This is a genomic window from Marinomonas arctica, assembly GCF_003259225.1.
Classification (GTDB): Bacteria; Pseudomonadota; Gammaproteobacteria; order Pseudomonadales; family Marinomonadaceae; genus Marinomonas; species Marinomonas arctica.
Map to the genome: position 1 here is coordinate 46521 of NZ_QHJF01000019.1, position 24910 is coordinate 71430.

Here is a 24910-nt window from a genome sequence, read left to right on the forward strand (position 1 = left end):
CATGGGGCTTAGAAAAGTACTTGATAAAATCGAACCTGAATTTCATTCAGGTGGAAAATACGAAAAGTGGTATGCGCTTTTTGAAGCGGTAGATACTATTTTTTACCGTCCAAGTTCAGTGACCAAAAATGGTTCCCATGTTCGTGATGCGGTGGATATGAAACGCATTATGATTTTGGTGTGGATGTGTACATTTCCAGCAATGTTTTTCGGTATGTACAACATTGGTTTTCAAGCCAATACGGCTATGGACGCCATGGGTGTTACAGCGGCAGATTCTTGGCGCCACGGCATTATTGGCAGTCTAACCAACTATGATGCTTCCAGCATATGGGACAACATGATTTACGGCGCAATGTACTTTTTGCCTGTTTATCTTGTGACTTTCGTTGTAGGTGGTTTCTGGGAAGTATTGTTTGCGTCTGTGCGTAAACATGAAGTTAACGAAGGTTTCTTTGTTACCTCAATCTTGTTCTCCTTATCTTTGCCTGCGACTGTGCCTTTATGGCAAGTAGCTTTGGGTATCACCTTTGGTGTGGTATTGGCGAAAGAAGTGTTTGGTGGAACGGGTAAAAACTTCCTTAACCCTGCTTTGGCTGGTCGTGCCTTTTTGTTCTTCGCGTACCCTGCTTCTATGTCAGGTGATACGGTGTGGACAGCGGTTGACGGGTTTTCTGGTGCAACAGCATTGAGCCAATTGGCTGCAGATGGTGTTCCTGGTCTAACCGTTGCTTGGTCTGATGCGTTTTTTGGATTTATCCAAGGTTCAATGGGTGAGACATCCACACTGGCTATTTTGATCGGCGGTGGTGCGTTGTTGATCATGCGAATTGCTGCATGGCGCATTGTGGCTGGGGTTATGCTGGGTATGGTTCTAACTTCTGGGCTATTGAACTTCATTGGCTCCGATACTAACCCGATGTTTGCAACGCCTTGGTACTGGCATCTTGTCTTGGGTGGATTTGCCTTTGGTATGATGTACATGGCAACCGATCCTGTGTCTGCATCAATGACGAATCGTGGTAAGTGGTTCTATGGCGCATTGATTGGTTTGATGGTTGTGCTGATTCGTGTTGTTAACCCTGCGTACCCAGAAGGTATGATGTTGGCAATTTTGTTCGCGAATTTGTTTGCGCCATTTATTGACCACTTTGTTGTTCAGGCGAACATTAAACGGAGGATTGCACGCAATGGCTAGCAGTAACGATAGTATTAAAAAGACCATTATAGTTGCTTTATCTTTGTGTTTGGTTTGTTCTATTTTTGTTGCAGCCGCAGCAGTAGGTCTTAAGCCTATACAGAACACCAATAAAGATTTAGACCGTAAACGTAATATTTTGTCGGCGGCTGGCATGCTTGAGTCAGGCAAGTCTGTTGACGAGATTTTCGAAACGGTTGAAACGCGTATTGTTAACCTACAAACAGGTGCATTCGCAACGGAAGAGGAAATGAAAGAGGCTGGCATTAATGTCGCGACTTTCAATCAGCAAGCAGCGGCGAAAGACCCTAATTTGTCCATTGCTCTAAAAGCTGAGGAAGACCCAGCAAGTATTAAGCGTCGTGCCAATTTTTCGGCGGTTTATCTTGTGAAGTCGGGTGATACGATTGAGCGTATCATTCTACCTGTTCATGGTTATGGCTTATGGTCAACTATGTACGGCTTTATGGCTTTGCAAAGCGATTTCAATACAGTGCTTGGCTTTGGTTTTTACGACCAAGCTGAAACACCTGGATTAGGTGGCGAAGTAGATAACCCTAACTGGAAAGCTTTGTGGAAAGACAAGAAAGTTTACAACGACGAAGGCGAAGCGGTTATTCAGCTTGCTAAAGGTGGTGTAGACAGTTCTGATCCTAAGGCAATGTATAAAGTAGATGGTCTATCTGGTGCAACATTGACAAGTCGTGGGGTAACTCATCTTGTTCAATACTGGTTGGGGAAAGATGGTTTTGGACCGTTCTTGTCACAGCTACGTAGTGAAGGAGTTCAATAATGTCTGATGTGAAAAAAGTCCTCTTTGGGCCGATTCTTGCGAACAACCCAATCGCCTTGCAGATATTGGGTATTTGTTCTGCATTGGCGGTGACGAGCAGTTTGAGTGTTAGTTTGGTTATGGCGATCGCCTTGACCTTGGTAACGGCTTTCTCCAGCTTCTTTATTGCGATTATTCGTAATCACATACCGAATAGTATTCGTATTATCGTACAGATGATCATTATTGCCTCTTTGGTAATTGTGGTTGATCAGATTCTGAAAGCGTTTGCTTTTGAAATCAGTAAGCAGTTGTCCGTGTTTGTCGGTCTTATCATTACAAACTGTATCGTAATGGGACGTGCTGAAGCATTTGCCATGAAAAACGGACCGGTAATGAGCTTTGTAGACGGTATTGGTAACGGTTTGGGCTACAGTGCGATGTTGATCGTGGTGGCGTTCTTCCGTGAACTTTTCGGTGCAGGTAAATTGTTTGGCGTTGAGATTTTTGCGACGGTACAAAACGGTGGTTGGTATCAGCCGAATGGTTTGATGTTGCTTCCGCCTAGTGCATTCTTCGTAATTGGCTTGGTTATTTGGGCTTTGCGTGCTTATAAGAAAGAGCAAGTTGAAGCGCCAGAGTTTAAAATTGCGGCAAATTCTCGTTCTCAGGAGGCGCTATAAATGGAACATTTAATTAGTCTGTTTATTAAGGCCGTTTTTGTTGAAAACATGGCATTGGCATTCTTCCTAGGTATGTGTACTTTTTTAGCATTGTCTAAAAAAGTAGAAACAGCGATAGGTTTGGGTATTGCCGTTGTGGTGGTTTTGGCGATTACTGTGCCACTGAACAACTTGTTGTATCAAAATCTTTTGGCAGATGGTGCTCTTGAGTGGGCCGGTTTGGGTGGTGTTGATTTAAGCTTCCTAGGTTTGTTGAGCTACATTGGTGTTATCGCCGCTGTGGTTCAGATACTAGAGATGACACTAGACAAGTACATGCCTGCTTTGTACAACGCACTGGGCGTTTTCTTGCCGTTGATTACAGTAAACTGTGCCATCATGGGTGCTTCTTTGTTCATGGTGGAACGAGACTATAACTTCAGTGAAAGTCTTGTTTACGGTGTAGGTGCTGGTGTTGGTTGGGCGCTTGCTATTGCTGCGCTAGCTGGTATTCGGGAGAAACTTAAATATTCAGATGTTCCTGCAGGATTGCGTGGTCTTGGTATCACTTTTATCACTGTTGGTCTGATGAGTTTAGGTTTTATGTCATTTTCGGGTGTGCAGCTTTAATCGGCCGCACATTTAGACAACCAAGAATAAGGTTTAACTAACATGGTCAACTTAGAAATTATTCTAGGTGTGGTGATGTTCACGGCTATCGTGCTTGCGTTAGTGGCAATTATCCTTGCCGCTCGTGCACGCTTGGTAAGTACTGGTGACGTTACAATCCGCATCAATGGTGAAAAAGAAGTGACTGCGCCCGCAGGTGGTAAGTTGCTTCAAACATTAGCAAACAGTGGTATCTTTCTATCGTCCGCATGCGGTGGTGGTGGTACTTGTGCTCAGTGTAAATGTAAGGTTATGAGCGGTGGTGGCTCTATGCTTTCCACGGAACAATCTCACTTCACGCGTCGCGATGAAAAAGAAGGCTACCGTCTATCTTGTCAGGTTTCTGTGAAACAGGACATGGATGTAGAAGTGCCTGAAGAGGTGTTTGGTGTTAAAGCATGGGAATGTACGGTTGAGTCTAACCCTAACGTAGCGACCTTTATTAAAGAGTTGACGTTGAAATTGCCTGAAGGCGAAAACGTTAACTTCCGTGCAGGTGGTTATGTTCAGTTGGAAGCGCCGGCTCACACTGTGCATTACAAAGATTTTGATATCGAAGAAGAGTATCGCGGTGATTGGGATAAGTTTAACCTTTGGAAGTTTGTTTCTAAGGTAGATGAAACCGTTATTCGTGCTTATTCAATGGCGAACTACCCTGAAGAAAGAGGCATTGTTAAGTTTAATATTCGTATTGCTTCTCCGCCGCCAGGAAAAGATGATTTACCTCCAGGTCAAATGTCATCTTACGTGTTCAGTCTTAAGCCAGGCGATAAGATCAAAGTGTACGGTCCTTTTGGTGAGTTCTTCGCTAAAGATACAGACGCTGAAATGGTGTTTGTAGGGGGCGGTGCAGGTATGGCGCCAATGCGCTCTCATATTTTTGATCAGCTTAAGCGTTTGAATTCTAAGCGTAAAATTTCTTTCTGGTACGGTGCTCGTAGTGTTCGTGAAGCATTTTATGTGGAAGAGTACGATAAGCTTCAAGAAGAAAATGAAAACTTTGAATGGCATTTGGCACTTTCTGATCCTCAGCCAGAAGATAACTGGAAAGGCAAAACTGGATTTATCCATAATGTCCTTTATGAAAGTTATCTAAAAGATCATCCAGCGCCAGAAGATTGTGAGTTCTACATGTGTGGACCTCCAATGATGAACGCGTCTGTGATCAAAATGTTAGAAGATCTAGGTGTCGAAAAAGAAAACATTTTGCTTGATGATTTCGGTGGCTAGCACCTGATAAAGACCCACCATCTGGTGGGTCTTTGTTTTATTGGCAATTAAAAAGACTCTTTATGCGTAAAAAAATACTGTTCCCAGTTTTCCTACTTATTATTGTTGCCGTTTTTTATAGACTTTCCGTGTTTACGCCAGAATTAGTGAGTTTCTCTGGCCCAACAATGGGGACAACTTATACGGTTAAATTTTATACCACGGAAGAGGTTGAAAACCCTTGGGATCTAAAAGATGACGTTGATGCTGTCTTGGTAAGGGTCAACAAGCTTATGTCGACCTACGATCCGAATTCTGAGTTGTCTGAATTTAACAAATTAACGGCAGGACAATCACTCACGGTAAGTGAAGAGATGGCTTACGTTATTGATAAAGCTTTGCTCTTAAGTCGCATGACCGGTGGTGAGTATGATGTGACGATTGGTCCTTTGGTGAATCTCTGGGGGTTTGGTCCAGGAAAACGAGAAGATAAGGTGCCAACTGAAGCGGAGATAGAAGCGGCCAAATCGAGAGTAGGTTATCAATTTTTAACGCTTGATGGTCTTCGTTTAAGCAAAGAAAAAGATATTTATGTGGATTTGTCATCCATTGCAAAAGGGTATGGCGTTGATGCTGTGGCCAAAGTTTTGCAGGACAAAGGAATTGAAAGCTACTTGGTTGAAGTCGGTGGTGAGATTTCGTCAAAAGGCGTGAAACCGGATGGTTCGCCTTGGCGTGTAGCCATTGAAAGTCCGGCTGGTGGTCATAATATTGCAGACAGAATTATAGATGTAACCAACATAGCGTTGGCGACATCGGGCGATTATCGAAATTATTTTGAACAAAATGGTGTGCGTTATTCCCATACTATAAGTCCGCTTACGGGAAGGCCGATTACACATCGTTTGGTATCTGTTACTGTGGTAGATACAACCACAACGATGGCCGATGGTCTTGCTACCGCCATTACGGTGCTTGGACCGGAAAAGGGCTATGAGTTTGCGCAAGAGAATGGTATTGCCGCTTATTTGCTGGTGAAAACGGATTTTGGTTTTGAAGAGCGTCCATCGGATGCCTTTAAGCCTTACTTAAAGTAAGTGAGCTATTTTTTGTATTTTTGTTTATAGGAGAAAAGTTATGTTGACGATTGTTTTAGCATTTGTCCTTATGCTTTTGTTGGTTACTGCTATGTCTGTTGGTGTCTTGATGGGAAGAAAGCCAATTTCTGGCTCGTGCGGTGGTATGAGTGCATTAGGCATGGAAGTGGCTTGCGATATTTGTGGTGGCGATAAAGGTAAGTGTGAAAAAGAGACAAAAAAGAATGTCGCCGAGAAGGTCTCTGATGACACATTTTATGACGCAACGAAATAATTGAATAGTGAAGAGGGTGTTATGACAACAAGACATTATGATGTTGTGGTTTTGGGTACGGGCCCTGCGGGAGAAGGCGCGGCGATGAGTGCCGCGAAGGCAGGCAAAAAAGTGGCGGTTATTGAAGCCAGTTCACAAGTCGGCGGAAGTTGTACGCATTTAGGGACTATTCCATCAAAAGCCTTGCGTCATGCTGTTAAAGAGATTATTGCCTTTAACACCAATCCTATGTTCCGTGATATTGGTGAACCTCGTTGGTTTTCATTTCCGAAAGTGTTGGATCGAGCAAACCGTGTTATTGATAAGCAGGTTATGGGGCGTACTGAATATTACGCACGTAACCGCATTGATATTTATTTTGGGCGTGGTAAGTTCAAAGATGTGAACACCATCGAAGTAAATACGTATGAAAAAGGGCCGGAATTACTGGTGGCCAAAAAAGTGGTGATCGCTACGGGTTCTCGCCCATACCGACCAACCAATATTGATTTTTCCCATCCTCGTATCTATTGCTCTGATACTATTTTGAGTTTGAGTCATACTCCTCGTTCTTTGATTATTTATGGTGCGGGTGTTATTGGGTGTGAGTACGCGTCGATTTTCTGCGGATTGGGTGTTCGAGTTGAACTGATTAACCCAGCGAAAAAATTGTTAAGTTTCCTAGATGACGAGATTACCGATGCCTTGAGTTACCACCTTCGTGATGGTGGTGTGCTGATTCGTCATAATGAAACCTATGATTCTGTTGAGACAACAGAGCGTGGTGTTGTGATGCATATGGCGTCAGGCAAGAAGATACGTGCTGATGCATTGCTGTTTTGTAATGGGCGTTCTGGTAATACCGACAATTTAGGTTTAGAGGCGATTGGCTTAGAGGCCAATGCACGTGGCCAGTTAGCGGTAAATGACACGTATCAAACTCAGGTTGAGAGTGTTTATGCGGCTGGTGATGTCATTGGTTGGCCAAGTTTGGCAAGTGCTGCTTACGATCAAGGGCGTGCAGCGGCAGCCAACATGTTTGGTCTAGCAGGTGGGGAATTCATTAGTGAAGTGCCGACAGGTATTTACACTATTCCTGAGATCAGTTCTGTTGGTAAAACAGAAGCTGAACTGACCGCTGAAAAAGTGCCTTATGAAGTGGGTCGTGCTTTCTTTAAAAACACAGCTCGCGCTCAAATCACTGGCGAAGCCGTAGGGATGTTGAAAATACTGTTTCATCGTGAGTCACTTGAGTTATTGGGTATTCACTGTTTTGGTGACCAAGCATCAGAGATTGTTCATATCGGACAAGCTATTATGAAGCAGCCAGGCAAGCAGAATACTTTGAAGTATTTTTTAAATACTACGTTTAACTATCCGACCATGGCTGAGGCTTATCGTGTTGCGGCGTTAAATGGATTCAACCGCGTTTTTTAGTCGCACAGAATAGAGAAATAAAAATGCCCACTTTGAAGTGGGCATTTTTGTTGGCTAATCATAACTTAATGAATTTTTAATCTCTTAGTCAGCTTAGCTGCCTTTGATGGCATAAATGCCTTTCAGGTTTCTGAAAAAGCCTTTGTAATCCATGCCATAACCAAATAAAAATCTATCTGCTACCTCTGTACCAATATAATCAGGTGTCATATTTGTTTTGCGATCGTGCAGTTTGTTGATCACGGTGGCAGTGTATACACTACTGGTTCCCTGTTGTTCCAGCCAGTTTACGATAGCTTGCAGCGTGTGGCCTTGGTCAAAAATATCGTCAATGACCAATATGTGTCTGTTTTTTAGGCTGGTTTGCGGGTAGCTTAGCCAGTTTAGAGAGGCGCCTTCGGTTTCCATTCCATAACGTGTCGCATGGATGTAGTCTAATTCTAATGGAAAATGTAAGCGTTCTATTAGGGCGGCCGTTGGAATAAGTCCACCGTTCATTACGCACAGAACAAGAGGCATTTTATCAGCGAGATCGGCTGAAATCTGAGATGCCATTTTATCAAGGGCTTCATTGAGTTTTACTTCGTCGACTAAGCAATCCGCTTCATCTAAAATTTTGTTTAGGTCGTTGATTGTATTCGTCATGGTAAGCCCTATTGTGAAAAAAATTGGCGGGATTTTACATTAATCCTGACCAGATGCTAAGTTTTTCTGTTGAGAAGTGTGCTTTATGTTATGCAAGGTGGCGCACAGGCAGATTGAAGCGAGTACAACAAGCCACGAGCTTTGTAGCCAGACAAGAAAAATGGGTATGGCTGCAAACGCACCATAAACGACCTGATAGCCTGCAAAAAACTGCGCGAACGAGCCAAATAGGGTGTTTAATAAGTACAGACCCACGCTGCCAGCAAAAGCCGAGATGGCTGCCCACTTTGCCGATACTTCAGCATTCGGTGTTAAAAAATTCAGTGTGAACAACATCAAGAAGTAGAGAATGATGCTGCCAAGCTCTAATAGATTATCAAGCCAAGCATTTGTTTGTACCCCATATATCTGCATGGATATAAGTGTGCCGTATAGGCTTAACGATGAGGCAAAAATAATGGGGCCTAATGTGAGAATGGCCCAGTAAGTGAGCAGTCTTTCTCTGATTTTTCGGGCTTTCTTGATTTCCCAAATTGATTGAACGCTACTTTCAAAGCTGTTGAGCAACAATAGGGCGGTAACAAATAGGGCGATCAGGCCAGCCACAGGCAGATTTTTCGTTTGTGCTGAAAATTTAATGAGGTAAGGCATCATGATGTCACTGGAGCCTGGTGCAAGGTGTTGCTCAATGAGTTTAAATAATTGAGTTTGCATTGACTCAAGAGCTGGCGTGAAGCTGAGTATGCCTACAATGATGGTGATGATAGGAACCGCAGCTAATAGACTTGATAGTGTAAGTTGTGCCGCCTTTTGTGACAGGTTGCTGTTTTTGAATCTTGTAATGGTCAAATATCCATAACGTTTGAAGATAAGAAAAAAATACATAAGACGATCGGGCATGGTGATGAAACTCTCTTGGTTGAACCGTTACGATATCATAGCCTGAGATTTTTTCACGACTCCTAAGCTCTTGGATGGCTTGTTATGCCTAAATTTTTAATGCTAGCTGTTATTTTGGTCTAACTTGTTTTTTGATTTTTGCATCATGCTTTTCACTGTTTTAAATGTATTTTGCTGATTCGTTTGGCTGTCAGCTTAATTTAAAAAATATCCTTAATCTTCTTTTCAATGCACATTGCACAAACACAGTGCAAGGTGATTCCTTTTGGCGCACTTAGCTTGTTTTTTGTTAGGTCTGCTTGTAATATTTACCTCGTTCCTTTTGTGATATTTGTGCTGCGGAGTAGTGAATTTTAACTATTCTCGGTTCCTTGGTTGCAAATAGTCATTTTTAGCCCAGTTTTACTGGGCTTTTTTATGTCTATTGGTTGACGATTGCTATTCCATCCCTATAATAGCCCACCACATGAAATGTAATGAGCATAGTTCCGTTAGCTCAGTTGGATAGAGCAACCGCCTTCTAAGCGGTAGGTCACTGGTTCGAATCCAGTACGGAGCACCATTTCAGTCCATTACTTTAATTAATTTTTATTTAGGTTTTGTTGGCTGGTAATTGAATGTATGTCTTGTTAATGACGAGATTGCCAACAAATTAAAGCAAGTTCCCGAGAGGAAGTTTTATGCAAGTTTCTGTAGAGACAACGTCTCCAATTGAGCGCGTTCTGACAATCAGTGTTCCCGCTGCTCGTGTGGACGAAAAAGTAAATTCTGAAGTGGCTAAAACAGCGAAGACAATTCGCATTGACGGTTTTCGTAAAGGTAAAGTGCCAGTTAGCGTTGTTAAGAAACGTTACGGCCAAGGCATTCGTTTAGATGCTGTTGAACAAATTATGCGTGATGCATATGTTGAAGCGATTCAAAAAGAATCTATTCAACCTGCTGGCATGCCTTCAATTGAACCTAAGAACTTTGCTGAAGGCGCTGACCTTGAGTTTGTTGTTAAGGTAGAAGTGTACCCAGAAGTAACATTGGCTGATAACTCTGCGATTAAAGTAGATCGCGTAGTATCAGAAGTGACTGAAGCTGATGTTGATGTCATGCTAGAAACACTGCGTAAGCAAAATGCAGAATGGTCTGCTGTTGAGCGTGAATCTGCTGATGGCGATCAAGTAACGATCGACTTTGTTGGCTACCTAGGCGACGAAGCGTTTGAGGGTGGTGCTGCTCAAGGTCATAAATTGGTATTAGGCTCTAACACTATGATCCCTGGCTTTGAATCAGGTATTTTGGGCGCTAAAGCAGGTGAAGAACGCACTATCGCTGTGACTTTCCCTGAAGATTACCAAGCAGAGAATTTGAAAGGTAAAGAAGCGACGTTCAAAATTACGGTCTCTGCTGTTGCCGAGCAAATTCTTCCTGAACTTAACGATGCGTTCGTTGAGAAATTTGGTCTAGAAGAAGCGACAGTGGCTGCATTGCGTGCTGAAGTACGCAAAAATATGGAGCGTGAGCTGAATCAAGCGATCAAAGCTAAATTGAAAAATGCCTTGTTCGAAGGTCTAGCTTCAATCAACGAAGTGGAAGTACCTTCTGCTCTTATTGATCAAGAAGTGGATGCACTTCGTAAGCAAGCTGCTCAGCAGTTTGGTGGTCAAGGTTTTGATGCGTCTCAGTTGCCAGCTGAGTTATTCCAAGAAGAAGCCAAAAAACGCGCTAAACTTGGTTTGCTTATCTCTGAAGTAATCAAAAAAGACGATTTGAAAGTGGATAATGACCGTGTGCGTTCTTTCTTAGAAGACATGGCTCAGGCTTACCAAGAGCCACAACAAGTGATTGATTTTTACTTAAAGAACAAAGAACAATTGGCGCAAGTGCAATCTGCTGTACTTGAGGAGCAAGTTGTTGATAAACTGTTGGAATCTGCCCAAGTTACTGAAGTAACATTGGGATATGAAGACGCTATCAAGCCAAATGCCCGAGCTGAAGAGGCTGGGGAAGAAGCATAAGACGAGTCTTATCTTTTTTAATAAGGTCGACATAGCATTTGTTATGTCGACTTTTTTGTTTTAAGGAATGCGATATGAATTTGATGAACCCAACTACCGGTCCTGTTGCTATTACAAGTAATGGCCTTGTTCCAATGGTTATTGAACAGACTGCTCGTGGAGAAAGGTCATTTGATATTTACTCGCGCTTACTTAAGGAGCGAGTGATATTTTTAGTTGGTCAAGTTGAAGATCACATGGCCAACTTGGTTGTCGCTCAGTTATTGTTTTTAGAGTCAGAAAACCCTGACAAAGACATTCATTTGTATATTAATTCGCCTGGTGGCTCTGTAACGGCAGGTATGTCGATTTACGATACAATGCAGTTTATTAAGCCAGACGTTAGTACTATGTGCATTGGTCAGGCTGCTAGCATGGGTGCGCTGTTGTTAACGGCGGGCGCGGCAGGAAAACGTTATTGCTTGCCAAATTCACGAGTGATGATCCATCAGCCATTGGGTGGTTATCAAGGTCAGGCCTCTGATATTGAAATTCATACTCGCGAAATTTTAAGCATTAAGCATAAATTAAATGAAATCATTTCCTTTCATACTGGCAAGCCAATTGAGCAAGTTGCTATGGATACGGATCGTGATAACTTCATGAATCCACAAATGGCAAAAGAGTACGGTTTGATTGATGAAATTTTGCAGAAACGAAAAGTTTAACAAAAGGGTGGAATAGATGTCGGATGATAAGTTTAGCCGTGGCGACCACTCTGATCGGTTATTATATTGCTCTTTTTGCGGAAAGAGCCAAGACGAAGTAAAAAAACTCATTGCTGGACCGTCTGTTTATATCTGCAATGAGTGCGTGGATCTGTGTAACAACATTATTACGCAAGAGTTGTCTCAAATTGCGGATGACAGCAGCTCTGGTGATGAGCTGCCAACGCCATCAAAATTGAGCGCTGCACTTGATGATTATGTTATCGGACAAGATAAGGCGAAACGTGTCTTAGCGGTTGCCGTTTATAACCATTACAAACGTCTGCGTCACCAAGGTAAAACAGATACCAGCATTGAGCTTGGCAAGAGTAATATTTTGCTAATCGGTCCAACAGGTAGTGGTAAAACCTTGCTTGCGCAAACGCTTGCACGCGTTCTGGATGTGCCTTTTACTATTGCGGATGCCACCACATTGACCGAAGCGGGTTATGTTGGCGAAGACGTAGAAAATATTATTCAGAAATTGCTACAAAACTGTGATTATGATGTTGAAAAAGCACAGCGCGGTATTGTTTATATTGATGAAATAGACAAAATTTCTAGAAAATCTGATAACCCTTCCATTACGCGTGACGTATCTGGTGAAGGTGTTCAGCAGGCTTTGCTAAAACTAATCGAAGGAACGGTTGCATCTGTGCCTCCTCAAGGTGGTCGTAAGCATCCTCAGCAAGAATTTTTGCAAGTGGACACATCCAATATTTTGTTTATTTGTGGTGGTGCGTTTGCGGGTTTAGAGCGTGTGATTAGTGATAGAACCGAAAAGAGCAGCATTGGTTTTTCTGCCACAGTAAAAAGCAAAGAAGAAGGTCGCTCTTTTTCTGAAGCGGTTCACCGTGTAGAAACGGAAGATTTGGTTAAATTTGGTTTGATTCCAGAATTTGTGGGTCGTTTGCCAGTAGTGGCAACGCTTTCTGAGCTGGATGAAGAAGCACTAATGACCATCTTGAGTCAGCCTAAAAATGCGCTTGTTAAACAGTATCAGCACCTCTTTGAGTTAGAGGGAGTTGAGCTTGAGTTTTCGCCTGAGTCTTTGCGTGAAGCGGCTAAATTAGCGTTGGAACGTAAAACGGGTGCTCGTGGTTTGCGTAGTATATTAGAATCTGCTTTATTGGATTGTATGTACGAACTTCCAACGCGTAACGATGTTGTGAAAGTTGTTATGGATGCGCCTTCCATTCGCGGTGAGACAGCACCATTGATGGTGTTGGAAAAAGAAGAGTTGGCTAAAAACGCCTAACTCTTCAGCGCTTGATAACGAAAGACGAAGCCGAATTTAAGTATTATTGCTTAAATTCGGCTTTTTTTATGATGTTTCACGTCAAAACACTGTGTAGACTAAATTCAAATGGTGATAGTGCTTGTAATTTTGGGCTTCGCCCCTATCTCTTTCCTAATCAATGTTGAAATATAAAAGTGCGCGTTTTTTTATGTGCCCGGATTGGAAAAAAAATATGACAGATTCTTTGCTCCTTCCAATGTTGCCACTGCGTGATGTGGTTGTGTATCCCCATATGGTGCTGCCGCTTTTTGTTGGTCGTGCTAAATCCATCGCGGCTTTAGAGTCTGCCATGGAAAATGATAAACAGGTGTTTCTAGTTGCCCAGCAAGATGCGTCTAAAGATGACCCTTCAATGGCGGATCTTTATTCTATTGGTACCACTGCAAAAGTAATGCAATTGTTGCGTCTGCCGGATGGCACGGTAAAAGTGCTGGTCGAAGGTGGTAAGCGTGCACGCCTTGAAAAGATGGAAGAGGCAGACGGTTTTGTCTTAGGTCGTATTGTTGAGCTGGATTTAAAAGAAGAAGACAAAACCGAGCATGGTGCGATTCGTCATGCCCTGCTTAAGCAGTTGGATGAATATGTGGCTGGCAGTAAGCGTATTCCCGCTGAAGTGGTTGCGTCACTAAAATCCATAGATGACCTTGCAAAGTTGATCGACAACATCACCGGTCATATGAGCTTAAAGCTTGAAGATAAGCAAAAAGTGTTGGAAATAGATTCTCTGACAGGGCGTGGTGAGTACCTTATTGGTTTGATGGATGGCGAACTTGATATTGCACATCTTGAAAAAAATATTCGCAGCCGTGTTAAGAAGCAAATGGAAAAAAGCCAGCGTGAGTACTATTTGAATGAGCAGATGAAGGCGATTCAAAAAGAGTTGGGTGATATGGAAGATGGCAGTAATGAACTGGATTTACTGCAGGAAAAAATTGCTCAAGTTGGTATGTCTGATGAGGCAAAGGAAAAGGCGGAAGGGGAGTTGAAGAAACTTCGCATGATGTCACCTATGTCGGCAGAAGCCGCTGTGGTTCGTGGTTACATCGATTGGCTAACGTCCTTGCCTTGGAAAAAACGCAGTAAAGTACGTAATGACTTAGCGTATGCTGAAAAAATCTTGAATCAAGATCATTACGGTCTACAGGATGTCAAAGAGCGTATTCTAGAGTTTCTTGCTGTGCAGCAGCGCGTCAAGAAGGTCAAAGGCCCTGTTTTGTGTTTGGTTGGGCCTCCAGGTGTGGGTAAAACGTCCCTTGGTCAATCCATCGCGAAAGCGGTGAATCGTCAATACGTTCGCATGGCGCTGGGTGGGGTGCGTGATGAAGCTGAGATACGCGGTCATCGCCGTACTTACATTGGCTCAATGCCGGGTAAGTTGTTACAGAAACTGTCTAAGGTAAAAGTGAAGAACCCGCTCTTTCTGTTGGATGAAATCGACAAAATGGGGATGGATCAGCGTGGTGATCCAGCGTCTGCGCTTTTGGAAGTGCTTGATCCGGAACAAAATCATACTTTCAATGACCATTATCTTGAAGTGGATTTTGACTTGTCTGATGTCATGTTTATTTGTACCTCTAACAGTATGAATATTCCTGGCCCGCTTTTGGATCGTATGGAAGTAATTCGAATTCCGGGTTACACCGAAGATGAGAAGTTGAACATTGCGAAGCGTTATTTGCTGCCCAAACAGATTAAGTTATCGGGTCTCAAAGAAACTGAAATCAAGGTGACTGATGGTGCCCTGATGGACGTGATTCGTTATTACACCAAAGAGGCGGGTGTTCGTGGTCTAGAGCGTGAATTGAGTAAAATTTGCCGCCGAGTTGTGAAAAAGCAAGCCTTGAGCAAAGAAAAAGAGTCTGCCGCTGTGGAAGTGACAAGCGACAATTTAGAAGATTTTTCTGGGGTGCATAAATTTAGTTATGGCAAAGCAGAAGAAAAAAATCAAATTGGTCAAGTAACCGGACTGGCATGGACCTCTGTAGGTGGTGAATTATTGACCATCGAGGCGGCAGGAGTGCCTGGTAAAGGTCGCCATGTGAAAACCGGATCCCTCGGTGATGTCATGCAGGAGTCCATTCAAGCGGCGTTAACCGTGGTGAGAAGTCGTGCCGTTGGTCTTGGAATTGACGATGATTTTCATGAAAAAACGGATTTGCATTTACACGTGCCAGAAGGTGCCACTCCGAAAGATGGGCCGAGTGCTGGTGTGGCAATGTGTACCGCAATTGTTTCCGTGTTAACTAAGATCCCTGTTAAAGCCTCTGTGGCGATGACTGGCGAGATTACGTTGCGTGGGGAAGTGCTACCCATAGGTGGACTCAAAGAGAAGCTTCTAGCGGCTCACAGAGGTGGGATAAAAACCGTGATTATTCCACAAGAAAATGCTCGTGATTTGAAGGAAATTCCTGATAATATCAAGGCAGACATTGACGTCATACCTGTTAAATGGATTGATGAGGTGCTTGATATCGCTTTGGAGTACATTCCTTCACCAAAAAAGGTAGAAACCTTGCCTTCGAGTGAAAAAACTGTTGATGAACAAGAAACTGTAAGTCATCATTAGAAGCATATCCTGTGTTGACAGGGAGTAGGTTGGGCTTGTATAACTTCTCGCTCGGCCTTTTTGGTAGGTTATATTGCGCCGAAAAAAATACTAAGGAACCACGAAAATACTGAAGGGGTACAACGTGAACAAATCTGAATTGATTGATGCTATTGCAGCGTCTGCTGATTTATCTAAAGCTTCTGCTAGCAATGCTCTTGACGCTACTCTAAAAGCAATTGAAGCGGCTTTGGCAAAAGGTGACCAGGTTACACTAGTTGGTTTTGGTACTTTTGCAGTGAAAGAACGTGCGGCGCGTACAGGCCGTAATCCTCAAACTGGTGAGGAAATCCAAATTAAAGCAGCGAAAGTTCCTGGTTTTAAAGCCGGTAAAGGTCTAAAAGACGCTGTAAACTAATGTTTTTGGAGCAGTAGTTCAGTTGGTTAGAATACCTGCCTGTCACGCAGGGGGTCGCGGGTTCGAGTCCCGTCTGTTCCGCCATTAGACACAAAAGGTGTATTCCAAGCGGAATGCACCTTTTTTATTTGTTATTTAATTCATTCATTCGGAGGCAGCAATGCTCCAAGATATAAGAGATAAGTCACAAGGCATTGTGGTAAAGATCATTGTTGGTTTTATCGTTGTGACTTTTGCTCTATTTGGCGTAGACGCCTTGGTTCAAAGTTTTAACTCATCCGATACGGTTGCCGAAGTGGATGGGGTCGATATTTCTCGAACACAAATGTTGCAAGGCGCAGAAACTCAGCGTCGTCAATTGATTTCAATGATGGGCGGTCAAGTTAACCCTGCCTTGTTGGAAGATAATTTATTACAGCGTCGTGCATTGGATGAGCTTATTCAGCGTGTTGTATTAACAAATCAGGCTCAAGGCTTGGGGTTAGGTGTCTCTGATGAACAAGTTAACGCGTATTTGTTGCAAGCTGAACAATTTCAAACGGATGGGCAATTTGATCAAAACAAATATTTAAACTTTATACGATCCCTTGGCTTTACCCCGTTAGCCTTTAAAGAACGAATTAAACAAGATGTTTTGATTCAACAGCCACGCAATGCGATCGCGGGTTCTGAGTTTGTTCTGCCTTATCAGGTTAACAGCGTCGCTCAGTTGCAGTCTCAACAGCGTTCTTATGATTATGTTTCTTTCTCGTTAGCGAGCGAATCTGAAAATACTAACGTGTCAGAAGAAGAGTTACAGGCTTACTACGAAGCAAACAAAGACAATTTCAAAACACCTGAACAGGTGAAAGTGAATTATGTGGTTGTTTCAAGTGCCGATTTCTATAGCAAAGTAAATGTTACGGATGCTGAGTTACAAGATGCTTACCAAGCGTCTATTGCGGGTTTGACGCAAGAAGAAAGATCTGCCTCGCATATTTTGATTGAAACATCGGACCGCAGTGATGCTGACGCTCAAAAACGTGTTGAGGAAATCGAAGAGAAATTGAACGCTGGCGAGGCCTTTGCTGATTTGGCGGCTACTTATTCTGACGATATTGGTTCTAAAGACGATGGCGGTAATTTAGGCTACGTTGAAAAAGGCACCATAGATCAAGCTTTTGATGATGCGTTATTCTCAATGCAGAAAGACGAAGTAAGAACCGTTAAAACACAATTTGGCTACCATATTATCAAGTTGGACGATATTACTCAGCCTGATGTGCCTAGCTTCGCTTCATTAGAAGCGGATTTAAAGCAAAAGCTGTTAGAAGATAAGGCCAGAGACGCTTTGTTGACTGCGCACGAGGATATTACGGATTTGGCGTATGCGAGTGATAAGTTAGACGCAATCGCTAAAGAGTACGGAGTCGATGTATTACAAAGTGCCTACTTTGGGCGCGATGGTGGCTCTGATGAGATATCAAGCAATCCTGCGGTAATTGCAGCGGCGTTTGATGTGCCGGTATTGGAAGACGGTCAAAACAGTAATTTGATTGAATTGAATGAAGACCAAGTGGTTGTCATCCATTTAAATGATCATAAGCCAGAATCTTTCCAATCTTATGAAGAAACGAAAGAACAAGTGGCTTCGATTGTTGTGCAAAATAAAGCAGTAGAATCGCTTAGAGCGAAAGCAGAAGCGGCGAAAGACGCGGAAGGTACTGCTTGGTCTTCTGTGAGTGATGCACAGCGTGGTCAGGACGAAATGACATCATTGGCTTTCTCTATGCCGCACCCAGATGATAAGCCTGTTGTGGCAATCAAGGGGTTGTCTAATGGGGATTTGGCTTTGATTCGTCTGAATAAAGTCGATATTGGTAGCGATGTGGCGCCTGATGAGCAGCAGCTAGCTTACGAGCGCTATTTAAACCAGACTCAGGCCACGCTTAGTACTCAAGGGTTACAAGACTTTGTGAAAAATAATGCCAAAATAGAAAGATAAACTGCTATTTGGAGTCACAAAAAAACCACTCACTTGAGTGGTTTTTTTGTGCTTGACGATTCGTGTGGATCAATGAGCTGGGTGAAGTTTGTTTTGTTGAAATCAAACTAAAGACATTAACCAGTGGTTCGAGGGCACAAAAAAAGCTTGGCCTGTTGTGGCGCGAGTGTATTTCATAAGATGATCTGTATTGCCCTGTTCATCGCCTTTTACCATGCTTTCGAGCATTCGATTAAAAATGACAGGGTTTTTGCTGTAGCTTGCAAACATGAGGCCTTTTTCTGTTAAAGAGGCGAAAGGCATGCTGTGACGCAAGATTTCCAAAGAGCGACCTTGCTCATCTTTTAATGAGGTTCGCTTGGTATGAGCATGAACAGATTTTTCTGCAGAAGGATACTCTTGGTTGCTGTGTTTGGTTCGACCGTAAATATCCTCTTGGGTTTTTAAGTCTTCTTTTTCCCATTTGGCCAGATCGTGGACAAAGCGCATTAAATTAAAATACGAGCCATTTTTGAAATCTGGATCCTCGTCATCAACAAGTGCCACCGCTTTGCGTTTTTCTCCTTCAGGATTTTCTGTGCCATCCACAAACCCTGTCAAATCACGGTTATCTAGATATTTGAAGCAATTGACTTCTTCTACCAGCGTAACGCTTTTGCCAAAGGCGGCAAACAATGTGGTGCCTAACTGGTAGGTCACATCTCGACGAGAAGAGCGAATATGTAGCACAAGGTCCACGTCTGTCGGCAAGATTTCCGTTTCTTGGCCTACTATGTGGGGGAAAGGAGACAGCAGTTGTGGGCGCTTAGTGTCTAGCGTGTCCCATATTTGGCTGCTGAGGCCGATACTTGCATGCAGCGCCGCCTCGGGAAATTGTTGTTGTATTCCTTCGATTAGCTCAGGGGCGGCTGCTAAGGTGTTTTTAAACGGTTTAATTTCGGATTTATTGACATTGAGTGTGATAAAAAGCGCGTCACTAGACGCTTCGGCAATAATGCCGGATTGAAAAGGTGTCATTATGGTCGTCCTTACTGACGCTAAAGGTCATTAGAAGTTGGGGTAGAGTGTTTTCAGTTGACTGGACTGAGATGGCTTGGCTTGGCCGCTGGTGTATTCCTCTAGCGCTTCGGCAAGAGGGTGTCCTTGCCATTCATGGGCTGGATTGCTCGAGTACAGCATTAATTCGGCTTCCATCAGTAATTGTGTCACTTGAACGGTAGTGAGGCGTTTGATGTCATCGACACTGCGAATTTCATTGTCGCCCCAGCGATGACGTGCCCATTCTAACAAACTCGGTCTTAGGGAAGGTAGATCGTTTTGGTTGCAGCATTCCATTAAGGCTTTAAACGCGCTCTGCTCATCGTCAGTGCTGAGTGGCGCAAAGTCCTGCAACGTAGGAACTTGGTAAGTATTTTCTGGTTCTGTTTTTTGGCGTTTGAACCAAAGCACAGCCCAGCTGGCCGTCATAATCGCCGCCAGTAGAAGCAACCCAGCGATGAGGTACTGGCGCACCGTATAACCGTCCTGTGCGGGTGTGATTTTCACCGCCAAAGGCTTGGGTTGGTTTTGTGTATTAGGTTCGGCCACTTGTTGCGGTGGTTGCGAAGGCTCTACCGGTTTTTTTGCCAGAGAGATGGGAGCCATAGAGCGCGTTGGTTCTGGTGATGCTTCGCTGACAACGGGCGGTGTTGGTGTCGAATCGCTGGCTTTGTTTGTGCTGCTGGGTAGTGGCGCAATCTCGATGCTTTGCGTGGTCGCACTGGCTACGCTGATGGCTTGTTTTTCTGTGTCCCAGTAAGGGATATTAATGTCGGGCAATACCAGTGTGCCTTCTTGAGTTGGAACAACTTCAATCGTTATGCTTTGGCTACCTGTGACGCCTGCCGCGGTTTTTTGAGTGTCAAACTTCGGCGGTTGAGGGTACAGCTTGTAGAGGCGCGTGCTATTAAAGTCTACCGCTGGAATTTGTTCTGGCAGCGCGCCTTTCGCTTTTATATCAATGGTCCAAACCAGTGTATCGCCCACTCTTGGTGAAGCGTCTGATTTTGTGAGCGAGGTGGATACGGTGACGGCTTCGCTTGGCAACCATGCATCCGCCGTGTAACTGGCAGGAATAGGAATAACTTGAAGATTCAAAGGTTCACTTTGCACCTTGATCATTCGGCGTCCAGTGGATGTGTTGACCATGGCCTGAATGCTTTGTGGTGGAATGGTGACTAGGCCACTACGCTGCGCAAACACCATATACTCTCGCGTGATGACTTGGTATTGGGTGCCATTGATAGTCTGATAGCTCATCTGGTCATCAACCAGTCTTTCAATGATCAAGTCAGGATGAGACGGTATCGCCCGATTGGCATTCTGCAATGCAACAGACGTGTAAAGTTTCACGGTGAGCGTGATTTCTTGTTGAAGGTATGGCTCTGTTTCAGACACTTCGGCTTTTAGCATGACTGGCGGATTGCCATTACTGTCCAGTAGCTGAGGGGAGCTTTTGACCGTGAGTCTAACGGGTTTCGATTGCAGGTCGCCTATTTTGATCGGCGGGATTTCAACGGTTCCCACCGATTTTGGCATTAAGCTAACCACCCAAAAGTTCAACGCAGTGCTGGTGCCGAGATTAAAGCTAAACTGGCTGTTTTGGCTTTTGCCTAAGATGTTGAAATCGCGCTCAAGGGGAGTGAGATCGGGACCGTTTCCGGTATTGGAAAAATCAGCGCGCAGTGTAAGTTGGACCACTTCATTTTCGGTGACGACATTTTTATTAAGCGTCGCGGTAACACTGGCGGCTTGAAGAGAGCTTGAAAGCACAATAAAAAGCAGAGCCATCATTAGTGAGAAAAACAGGCGTTTCAGCGTGTTTTGCGAAATTAATGAAAGGAAATATTGCTTTGTTACCATGGGTTTTGCCCATCCTCTTGCGAAAATCGAGTGTCATTGCGTCTTTCTTGGTGTAAGTACCAAAGTTTGCGCTGCAGCAATAATCCAGGATCGTCTTGGATTTGCCTTAGCCACTGGTTTAATGCCTGCTCTTTTTCTTTATTGAGCGGTGTTTTTTCTGATTCGTCTTGATTTTGATTATCTGAGTTTTCATTTTGCTTATTATCCTCAGGTGTTTTGTTCTTGTCTTGTTTTTCGTCCTTTTTATTGTCATTTTTTGAGTCAGATGACTCTTTGGCCTCATTTTTATCGCTCGAACTGGAGGAATCGTCCTTATTTTGCTCTTGTTCTTGATTTTGTTGGTTTTTGTCTTCGTTGTTTTTTTGTTCTTGCTGTTGGTTTTCTTGCGCTTGTTGCTGTTTCAAATACTCTAGATTCTCTTTCGCCACGTTTAAAGAGGGATCTTGTTCTAAGGCTTTTTCATAGGCTTGGATGGCTTTTTCAATGTCGCCAGACAAGGCCAATGCGTTGCCCAAATTATAATTCTCCGCAGCGTTTTTGCTGAGGTTATTAAGTTGCTGAATGGTGTCTGGATAATTTTCTAACGCGTAAGCGGAGGCCGCTTTCCAATCAGGGCGTTGGAAATATTGATCGGCCGTTTGCCAATCGCCTTTATCTACCGCCTGCTGACCTTTTTGATCTGGTGTTAAAAACCACTCCAGTGGTGAGGCGTATGACTTCTCTGCAGGAAAAGACAACACGCCAAGTAACAGCATAAAAAGCATACCTTTTCTAAACTGGAGCCCTAGCCAGAGTAAAAAGGGCAAAGCAAACCAGTGGCCTTGCTCTATCCAATGGATGCTTTTGTTTTGAGCTTTTTGAGTCTGTTGATTGTCCATTGAGGTGTTGGTGATTTGAGCGATGTCTTGCGGTGTCAAACGGCCTTGATAAAACTGCCCGCCAAGTGCCATTGTCATGTTCTTGAGTTCATCAATCGGGGTAATGGGCGTAACGTTTTTGCCATTTTTTCTGAGCACTTGCCCATCGGGTAACTGGATGAGCGTGGTATTGGTTGTGCCAACGGCAATGAGATTTAACTGTATGTTTTTATCTTTAAGCAGGGCTGGAATGGCGGTTTTATCTTGTTCGCTAATGTCGTCCGTTAAGACAATAAGACGCAGTGGCAAGGTATCGTCCGTACTGAGTGAAAGTGCCGCTTCGAGGCCACTGGTTAGGTTACTGCCGTACGTTGGCATGATGATCGGATCTAATGCCAGCAAAAAATGGGTGATGGTTTCTCTATCTTGGCTAAAAGGGCTGATAACAAAACCTTCGCCAGCAAATGCCACCAGCGCAATATCGCCTTCTTTGCTTTGCTCTAATAGATCTCGTATCGTTTGTTTTAATTGAGTTTGTCGATTGGGTTTGATATCGGTCGCGTACATGGACAAAGATTGGTCGACAACCAAAACGGTTTTTTGGGTGTTTTCGAACATGGTAGTGGGTGCTTTTGTCCAGCTGATGCCCGCCAAGCCGATCCAACACAGTGATACGGCCATTAAACCAAGCCACTTATTCGTATTGCTGGCGCTATTTCGATAGACCAAATGCGGCATTAAACGTGGATCGACCACTTTATTGAGTGTGCTTTTGTTCGCGCTTTTTGCCGTAATAAACAAAGCCAATAGCAGGGTAATAGGGAGTAAAATTAGCCAGTAAGGCCGTTCAAAATGCACCACATCAAACAGCATCATGCTTTGTCTCCTTTTTGCCAAAGTTCTCGGTTCCATGACAATGCTTTGCTAGTTGGTAGGGCCAAACCAAAAAACAGCATGGAGGCTAACCCCAGCCAATGGAATAAGCTGGTTAGTGGGCGTTGCCATACCTCTTCGGCGGGTGTGGGTTCCAAGGCATCAAGCGTTTGATAGATGGCGTGCAGGTCTTCCGTGCTTTTAGCGCGGAAATATTCGCCACCAGTTTGCGCGGCGATATTCTTCAATAGCGTTTCATCTAGGTCAGTGGATGGGTTGATCGCTTTTGGTCCGAAGAAGCTTTGTACAATCATGCTATCGGCACCAATGCCAATGGTATGTATTTTGACATTTTGTGACGCCGCAAAGGTGGCCGCCTGTTGCGGTTGGACTCGGCCAGCGGTATTCGCGCCATCCGTCATTAGGATAAGGACTTTTTTATCGGACGGTTTGTCTTCCAGTCGTTTGATGCCCAAACCTATGGCGTCACCAATGGCGGTCTGTTCACCAGCAAAACCAATTTGCGTTTCTTGCACCAGCTGATTGATGGTTTTGGTATCGAAACTTAACGGGGCTTGCAGATAGGCTTTAGAGCCAAACACGATAATACCAATCCGATCACCACGACGTTGTTGGATAAAGTCAGAGAGAACCGATTTTGCGGCTTCTAGTCGGTTCGCGGATTGATCGTTCAGCACCATGTCGGTGACTTGCATGCTACCAGACAAGTCCAAAGCAATAAGCAAATCGCGTCCAGAGGGCGTGACTTTTGTTGGCTCGCCAAACCAAACAGGTCGTGTCATAGCAAAGATTAACAGCACCCAAGACAAGAGCAAAAACAGGTAGCGCCATGATAGACCTTTAGACGTTGCCTTACGGTCTTGATGATGGATTAACTGTCCTGTATTTCCCCACCAAATACCGTCGCCTTTGGGTTTGGCTTTGGGGAGGAAATACATAAAAAAAGGCAAAGGTAAAAGAAGGAGAAACCAAGGCCAAGATAGCTCAAGCATGGTGTTTCCTTATCCAGTAACAGGTTGTTTTTAGCATGGCAGTACGTTGTTGTTTGGTGAGTTCAATCTGACTTCTATAAGGGCCATCGATAAATTCGTTGCCAATGATTGAAAATTGTCGTTTTGTGGGCAAGGTTTTGTCTAATATTTCAAACAGCGTCTTACTTGGTAACGCCGCGGTTTCTATTTTTCCTTCACTCATCAAGCAGCGGCGAACCATTTCGTGACACAGTAAAATGCAGTCTTTGTCGTTAAGTTTACCCACTTCTTGGGTAATGCCGGCTAAGGCTTCGCGTCGGTAAGTGCGCTTCTTATAGCGTCGATAGTAAAAAATCAGTGCGCCGATTAATAACAAAACAATCGCAGCAACGATTAGCCAAGTCCACCACACGGGTGGCCACATGGGGACGGATTGCGGCAGCATGTAGGCTTTGTTTGGTAAGTCAATGGCCTGTGACGGAGCTTGAACTGGCGTGAGCGCGGCAGACATTAGTGCAGTGCTCCTTGTGACAATAGATAACGGGCGATTTTTTCGGGAGATTCTGTGATATCAAATATTTGATGGCGAACACCAAAAGACATCAGCTTGTTACGCATTAAGGTGTTTTGTGAGAGAAAATCGGCTTTTGCCTGTTGCATACTGCTTTTGCTGATAGAGACCGATTGAATGCCGCTGTTGTCTGCTATTTGGTATTGGCCGGCGGGCAAATTAAAGACGTTACTATCAATGATTTGTATCCAGTGGACAGTGTTGTGCTCGGCTAGCTTCATCAATGCGCTTTCTTCGTCATCATTCCAGCTTTGTTTGTCCGTCAGGATGATCACATCTTTATTATGAGTTTTGCGGGTCAGTGGGGTATTGGACCAAATACTGACCGTGTTATTGTCACAGGATCGATGCACTAGTTTAGAGGCGTCTTTTAGGGTGCTTAGCAGGGTCGACAATGTGGCCACTTTATTGCTGGCGTGCTCTTGATCGCCATAGGTCATGCGATAAGACAGTGTGTCGCCTTGTTGTTTTGAGCGCCATGCGATAATCCCAGCGAGCTGAATAAAGCGTGTGGAAATAAAAGTATGGCGAGTACCAAAATAGGCGCTACTAGACAGGTCTAACAAGAGAAGTCGCTGGTGGTCATTTTCTTGGGCATACAATCGAGTATGAGCGTGGCCAGTGCGAGCGGTTACCCGCCAATCGATGTGGCGCAAATCGTCGCTGGCTTGATAGGCCCGCAGCTCAAGCATTTCCATGCCGTGGCCTTTTTGTCGCGAGCGACGTTCACCAGATTGAGTGGCAAAACGAATGGCTTTTGGCGCTCGTCCTAAATGTTTGGCATAGTTTGCCAGCAGCGAAAAATGGGCGTCATCCAGCTCTGGCGATTCAGGTGATAATAATGGGCTCATTGTGCTATTGCCTTTTACTACTAT

22 protein-coding genes and 2 tRNA genes are annotated in these 24910 nt (G+C 44.0%); 16 read left to right on the forward strand and 8 right to left on the reverse strand.

Going from position 1 to position 24910, the window contains the following annotated elements; all coding sequences use genetic code 11:
• Position 1 precedes the first annotated feature (1 nt).
• The 8 genes from DK187_RS12440 to sthA all read left to right on the forward strand — a co-directional run bounded on the left by DK187_RS12440 (position 2) and on the right by sthA (position 7297).
• Entirely contained in the window at positions 2–1198 is a 1197-nt protein-coding gene (locus tag DK187_RS12440) for an NADH:ubiquinone reductase (Na(+)-transporting) subunit B (protein ID WP_111607675.1), read from the forward strand.
• A complete protein-coding gene (locus DK187_RS12445) occupies positions 1191–1991 on the forward strand; it encodes a Na(+)-translocating NADH-quinone reductase subunit C (RefSeq protein WP_111607676.1) in 801 nt (266 codons plus the stop codon). The genes DK187_RS12440 and DK187_RS12445 overlap by 8 nt, the downstream gene beginning before the upstream one ends.
• Positions 1991–2653 (forward strand): NADH:ubiquinone reductase (Na(+)-transporting) subunit D, encoded by a 663-nt coding sequence (locus DK187_RS12450; RefSeq protein ID WP_111607677.1) that lies wholly within the window; start codon positions 1991–1993, stop codon positions 2651–2653. The genes DK187_RS12445 and DK187_RS12450 overlap by 1 nt, the downstream gene beginning before the upstream one ends.
• Positions 2654–3262, forward strand: a complete 609-nt coding sequence (gene nqrE, locus DK187_RS12455; protein ID WP_111607678.1) for an NADH:ubiquinone reductase (Na(+)-transporting) subunit E — start codon at positions 2654–2656, stop codon at positions 3260–3262.
• Positions 3263–3304: 42 nt separating this feature from the next.
• Positions 3305–4531, forward strand: a complete 1227-nt coding sequence (gene nqrF / locus DK187_RS12460; RefSeq protein ID WP_111607679.1) for an NADH:ubiquinone reductase (Na(+)-transporting) subunit F — start codon at positions 3305–3307, stop codon at positions 4529–4531.
• 62 nt (positions 4532–4593) lie between these two features.
• Complete coding sequence (locus DK187_RS12465) at positions 4594–5607, forward strand: FAD:protein FMN transferase (protein ID WP_111607680.1); 1014 nt, start codon at positions 4594–4596, stop codon at positions 5605–5607.
• 40 nt (positions 5608–5647) lie between these two features.
• A complete protein-coding gene (gene nqrM, locus DK187_RS12470) occupies positions 5648–5881 on the forward strand; it encodes a (Na+)-NQR maturation NqrM (RefSeq protein WP_111607681.1) in 234 nt (77 codons plus the stop codon).
• 21 nt (positions 5882–5902) lie between these two features.
• A complete protein-coding gene (gene sthA, locus DK187_RS12475) occupies positions 5903–7297 on the forward strand; it encodes a Si-specific NAD(P)(+) transhydrogenase (protein ID WP_111607682.1) in 1395 nt (464 codons plus the stop codon).
• A gap of 93 nt (positions 7298–7390) precedes the next feature.
• Here the strand turns inward: sthA and DK187_RS12480 are convergent, their stop codons facing one another.
• Together DK187_RS12480 and DK187_RS12485 are read right to left on the reverse strand one after the other, a co-directional pair.
• Positions 7391–7942: a hypoxanthine-guanine phosphoribosyltransferase gene (locus DK187_RS12480; RefSeq protein WP_111607683.1), complete on the reverse strand. Its 552-nt coding sequence runs from the start codon at positions 7940–7942 to the stop codon at positions 7391–7393.
• 39 nt (positions 7943–7981) lie between these two features.
• On the reverse strand, positions 7982–8842 hold the full coding sequence (locus tag DK187_RS12485; RefSeq protein WP_111607684.1) for a YihY family inner membrane protein: 861 nt from the start codon (positions 8840–8842) through the stop codon (positions 7982–7984).
• 485 nt (positions 8843–9327) lie between these two features.
• Between DK187_RS12485 and DK187_RS12490 the strand changes: the two genes are divergently transcribed.
• From DK187_RS12490 to DK187_RS12525, 8 genes are all read left to right on the forward strand, one after another.
• Positions 9328–9404 (forward strand) — tRNA-Arg (locus DK187_RS12490).
• A gap of 118 nt (positions 9405–9522) precedes the next feature.
• Positions 9523–10848 carry a trigger factor gene (tig, locus tag DK187_RS12495; RefSeq protein WP_111607685.1) on the forward strand — a complete coding sequence of 442 codons (1326 nt, stop codon included), beginning with the start codon at positions 9523–9525 and terminating at the stop codon, positions 10846–10848.
• Between the two features lie 74 nt (positions 10849–10922).
• Complete coding sequence (gene clpP / locus DK187_RS12500) at positions 10923–11555, forward strand: ATP-dependent Clp endopeptidase proteolytic subunit ClpP (protein ID WP_111607686.1); 633 nt, start codon at positions 10923–10925, stop codon at positions 11553–11555.
• 16 nt (positions 11556–11571) lie between these two features.
• Positions 11572–12852, forward strand: a complete 1281-nt coding sequence (clpX, locus tag DK187_RS12505) for an ATP-dependent protease ATP-binding subunit ClpX (protein WP_111607687.1) — start codon at positions 11572–11574, stop codon at positions 12850–12852.
• A gap of 214 nt (positions 12853–13066) precedes the next feature.
• Entirely contained in the window at positions 13067–15460 is a 2394-nt protein-coding gene (gene lon / locus DK187_RS12510) for an endopeptidase La (RefSeq protein WP_111607688.1), read from the forward strand.
• 124 nt (positions 15461–15584) lie between these two features.
• Positions 15585–15857, forward strand: a complete 273-nt coding sequence (locus DK187_RS12515; RefSeq protein ID WP_012069435.1) for an HU family DNA-binding protein — start codon at positions 15585–15587, stop codon at positions 15855–15857.
• Positions 15858–15864: 7 nt separating this feature from the next.
• Positions 15865–15941, forward strand: a tRNA-Asp gene (locus DK187_RS12520).
• Between the two features lie 76 nt (positions 15942–16017).
• Positions 16018–17841 (forward strand): SurA N-terminal domain-containing protein, encoded by a 1824-nt coding sequence (locus DK187_RS12525; protein WP_111607689.1) that lies wholly within the window; start codon positions 16018–16020, stop codon positions 17839–17841.
• Positions 17842–17943: 102 nt separating this feature from the next.
• Here the strand turns inward: DK187_RS12525 and DK187_RS12530 are convergent, their stop codons facing one another.
• The 6 genes from DK187_RS12530 to DK187_RS12555 are packed head-to-tail and all read right to left on the reverse strand — an operon-like array spanning position 17944 to position 24886.
• Complete coding sequence (locus DK187_RS12530; RefSeq protein WP_188322904.1) at positions 17944–18858, reverse strand: Dyp-type peroxidase; 915 nt, start codon at positions 18856–18858, stop codon at positions 17944–17946.
• Positions 18859–18888: 30 nt separating this feature from the next.
• Positions 18889–20742, reverse strand: coding sequence for a BatD family protein (locus tag DK187_RS12535; protein ID WP_111607691.1), 1854 nt, complete (start codon positions 20740–20742; stop codon positions 18889–18891).
• Complete coding sequence (locus DK187_RS12540) at positions 20736–22475, reverse strand: VWA domain-containing protein (RefSeq protein ID WP_111607692.1); 1740 nt, start codon at positions 22473–22475, stop codon at positions 20736–20738. The genes DK187_RS12535 and DK187_RS12540 overlap by 7 nt, the downstream gene beginning before the upstream one ends.
• Positions 22472–23485, reverse strand: coding sequence for a vWA domain-containing protein (locus DK187_RS12545; RefSeq protein ID WP_111607693.1), 1014 nt, complete (start codon positions 23483–23485; stop codon positions 22472–22474). The genes DK187_RS12540 and DK187_RS12545 overlap by 4 nt, the downstream gene beginning before the upstream one ends.
• Positions 23478–23975 (reverse strand): DUF4381 domain-containing protein, encoded by a 498-nt coding sequence (locus DK187_RS12550; protein ID WP_111607694.1) that lies wholly within the window; start codon positions 23973–23975, stop codon positions 23478–23480. Before DK187_RS12550 ends, DK187_RS12545 begins: the two co-directional genes overlap by 8 nt.
• A complete protein-coding gene (locus DK187_RS12555; protein WP_111607695.1) occupies positions 23975–24886 on the reverse strand; it encodes a DUF58 domain-containing protein in 912 nt (303 codons plus the stop codon). Before DK187_RS12555 ends, DK187_RS12550 begins: the two co-directional genes overlap by 1 nt.
• Positions 24887–24910 lie beyond the last annotated feature (24 nt).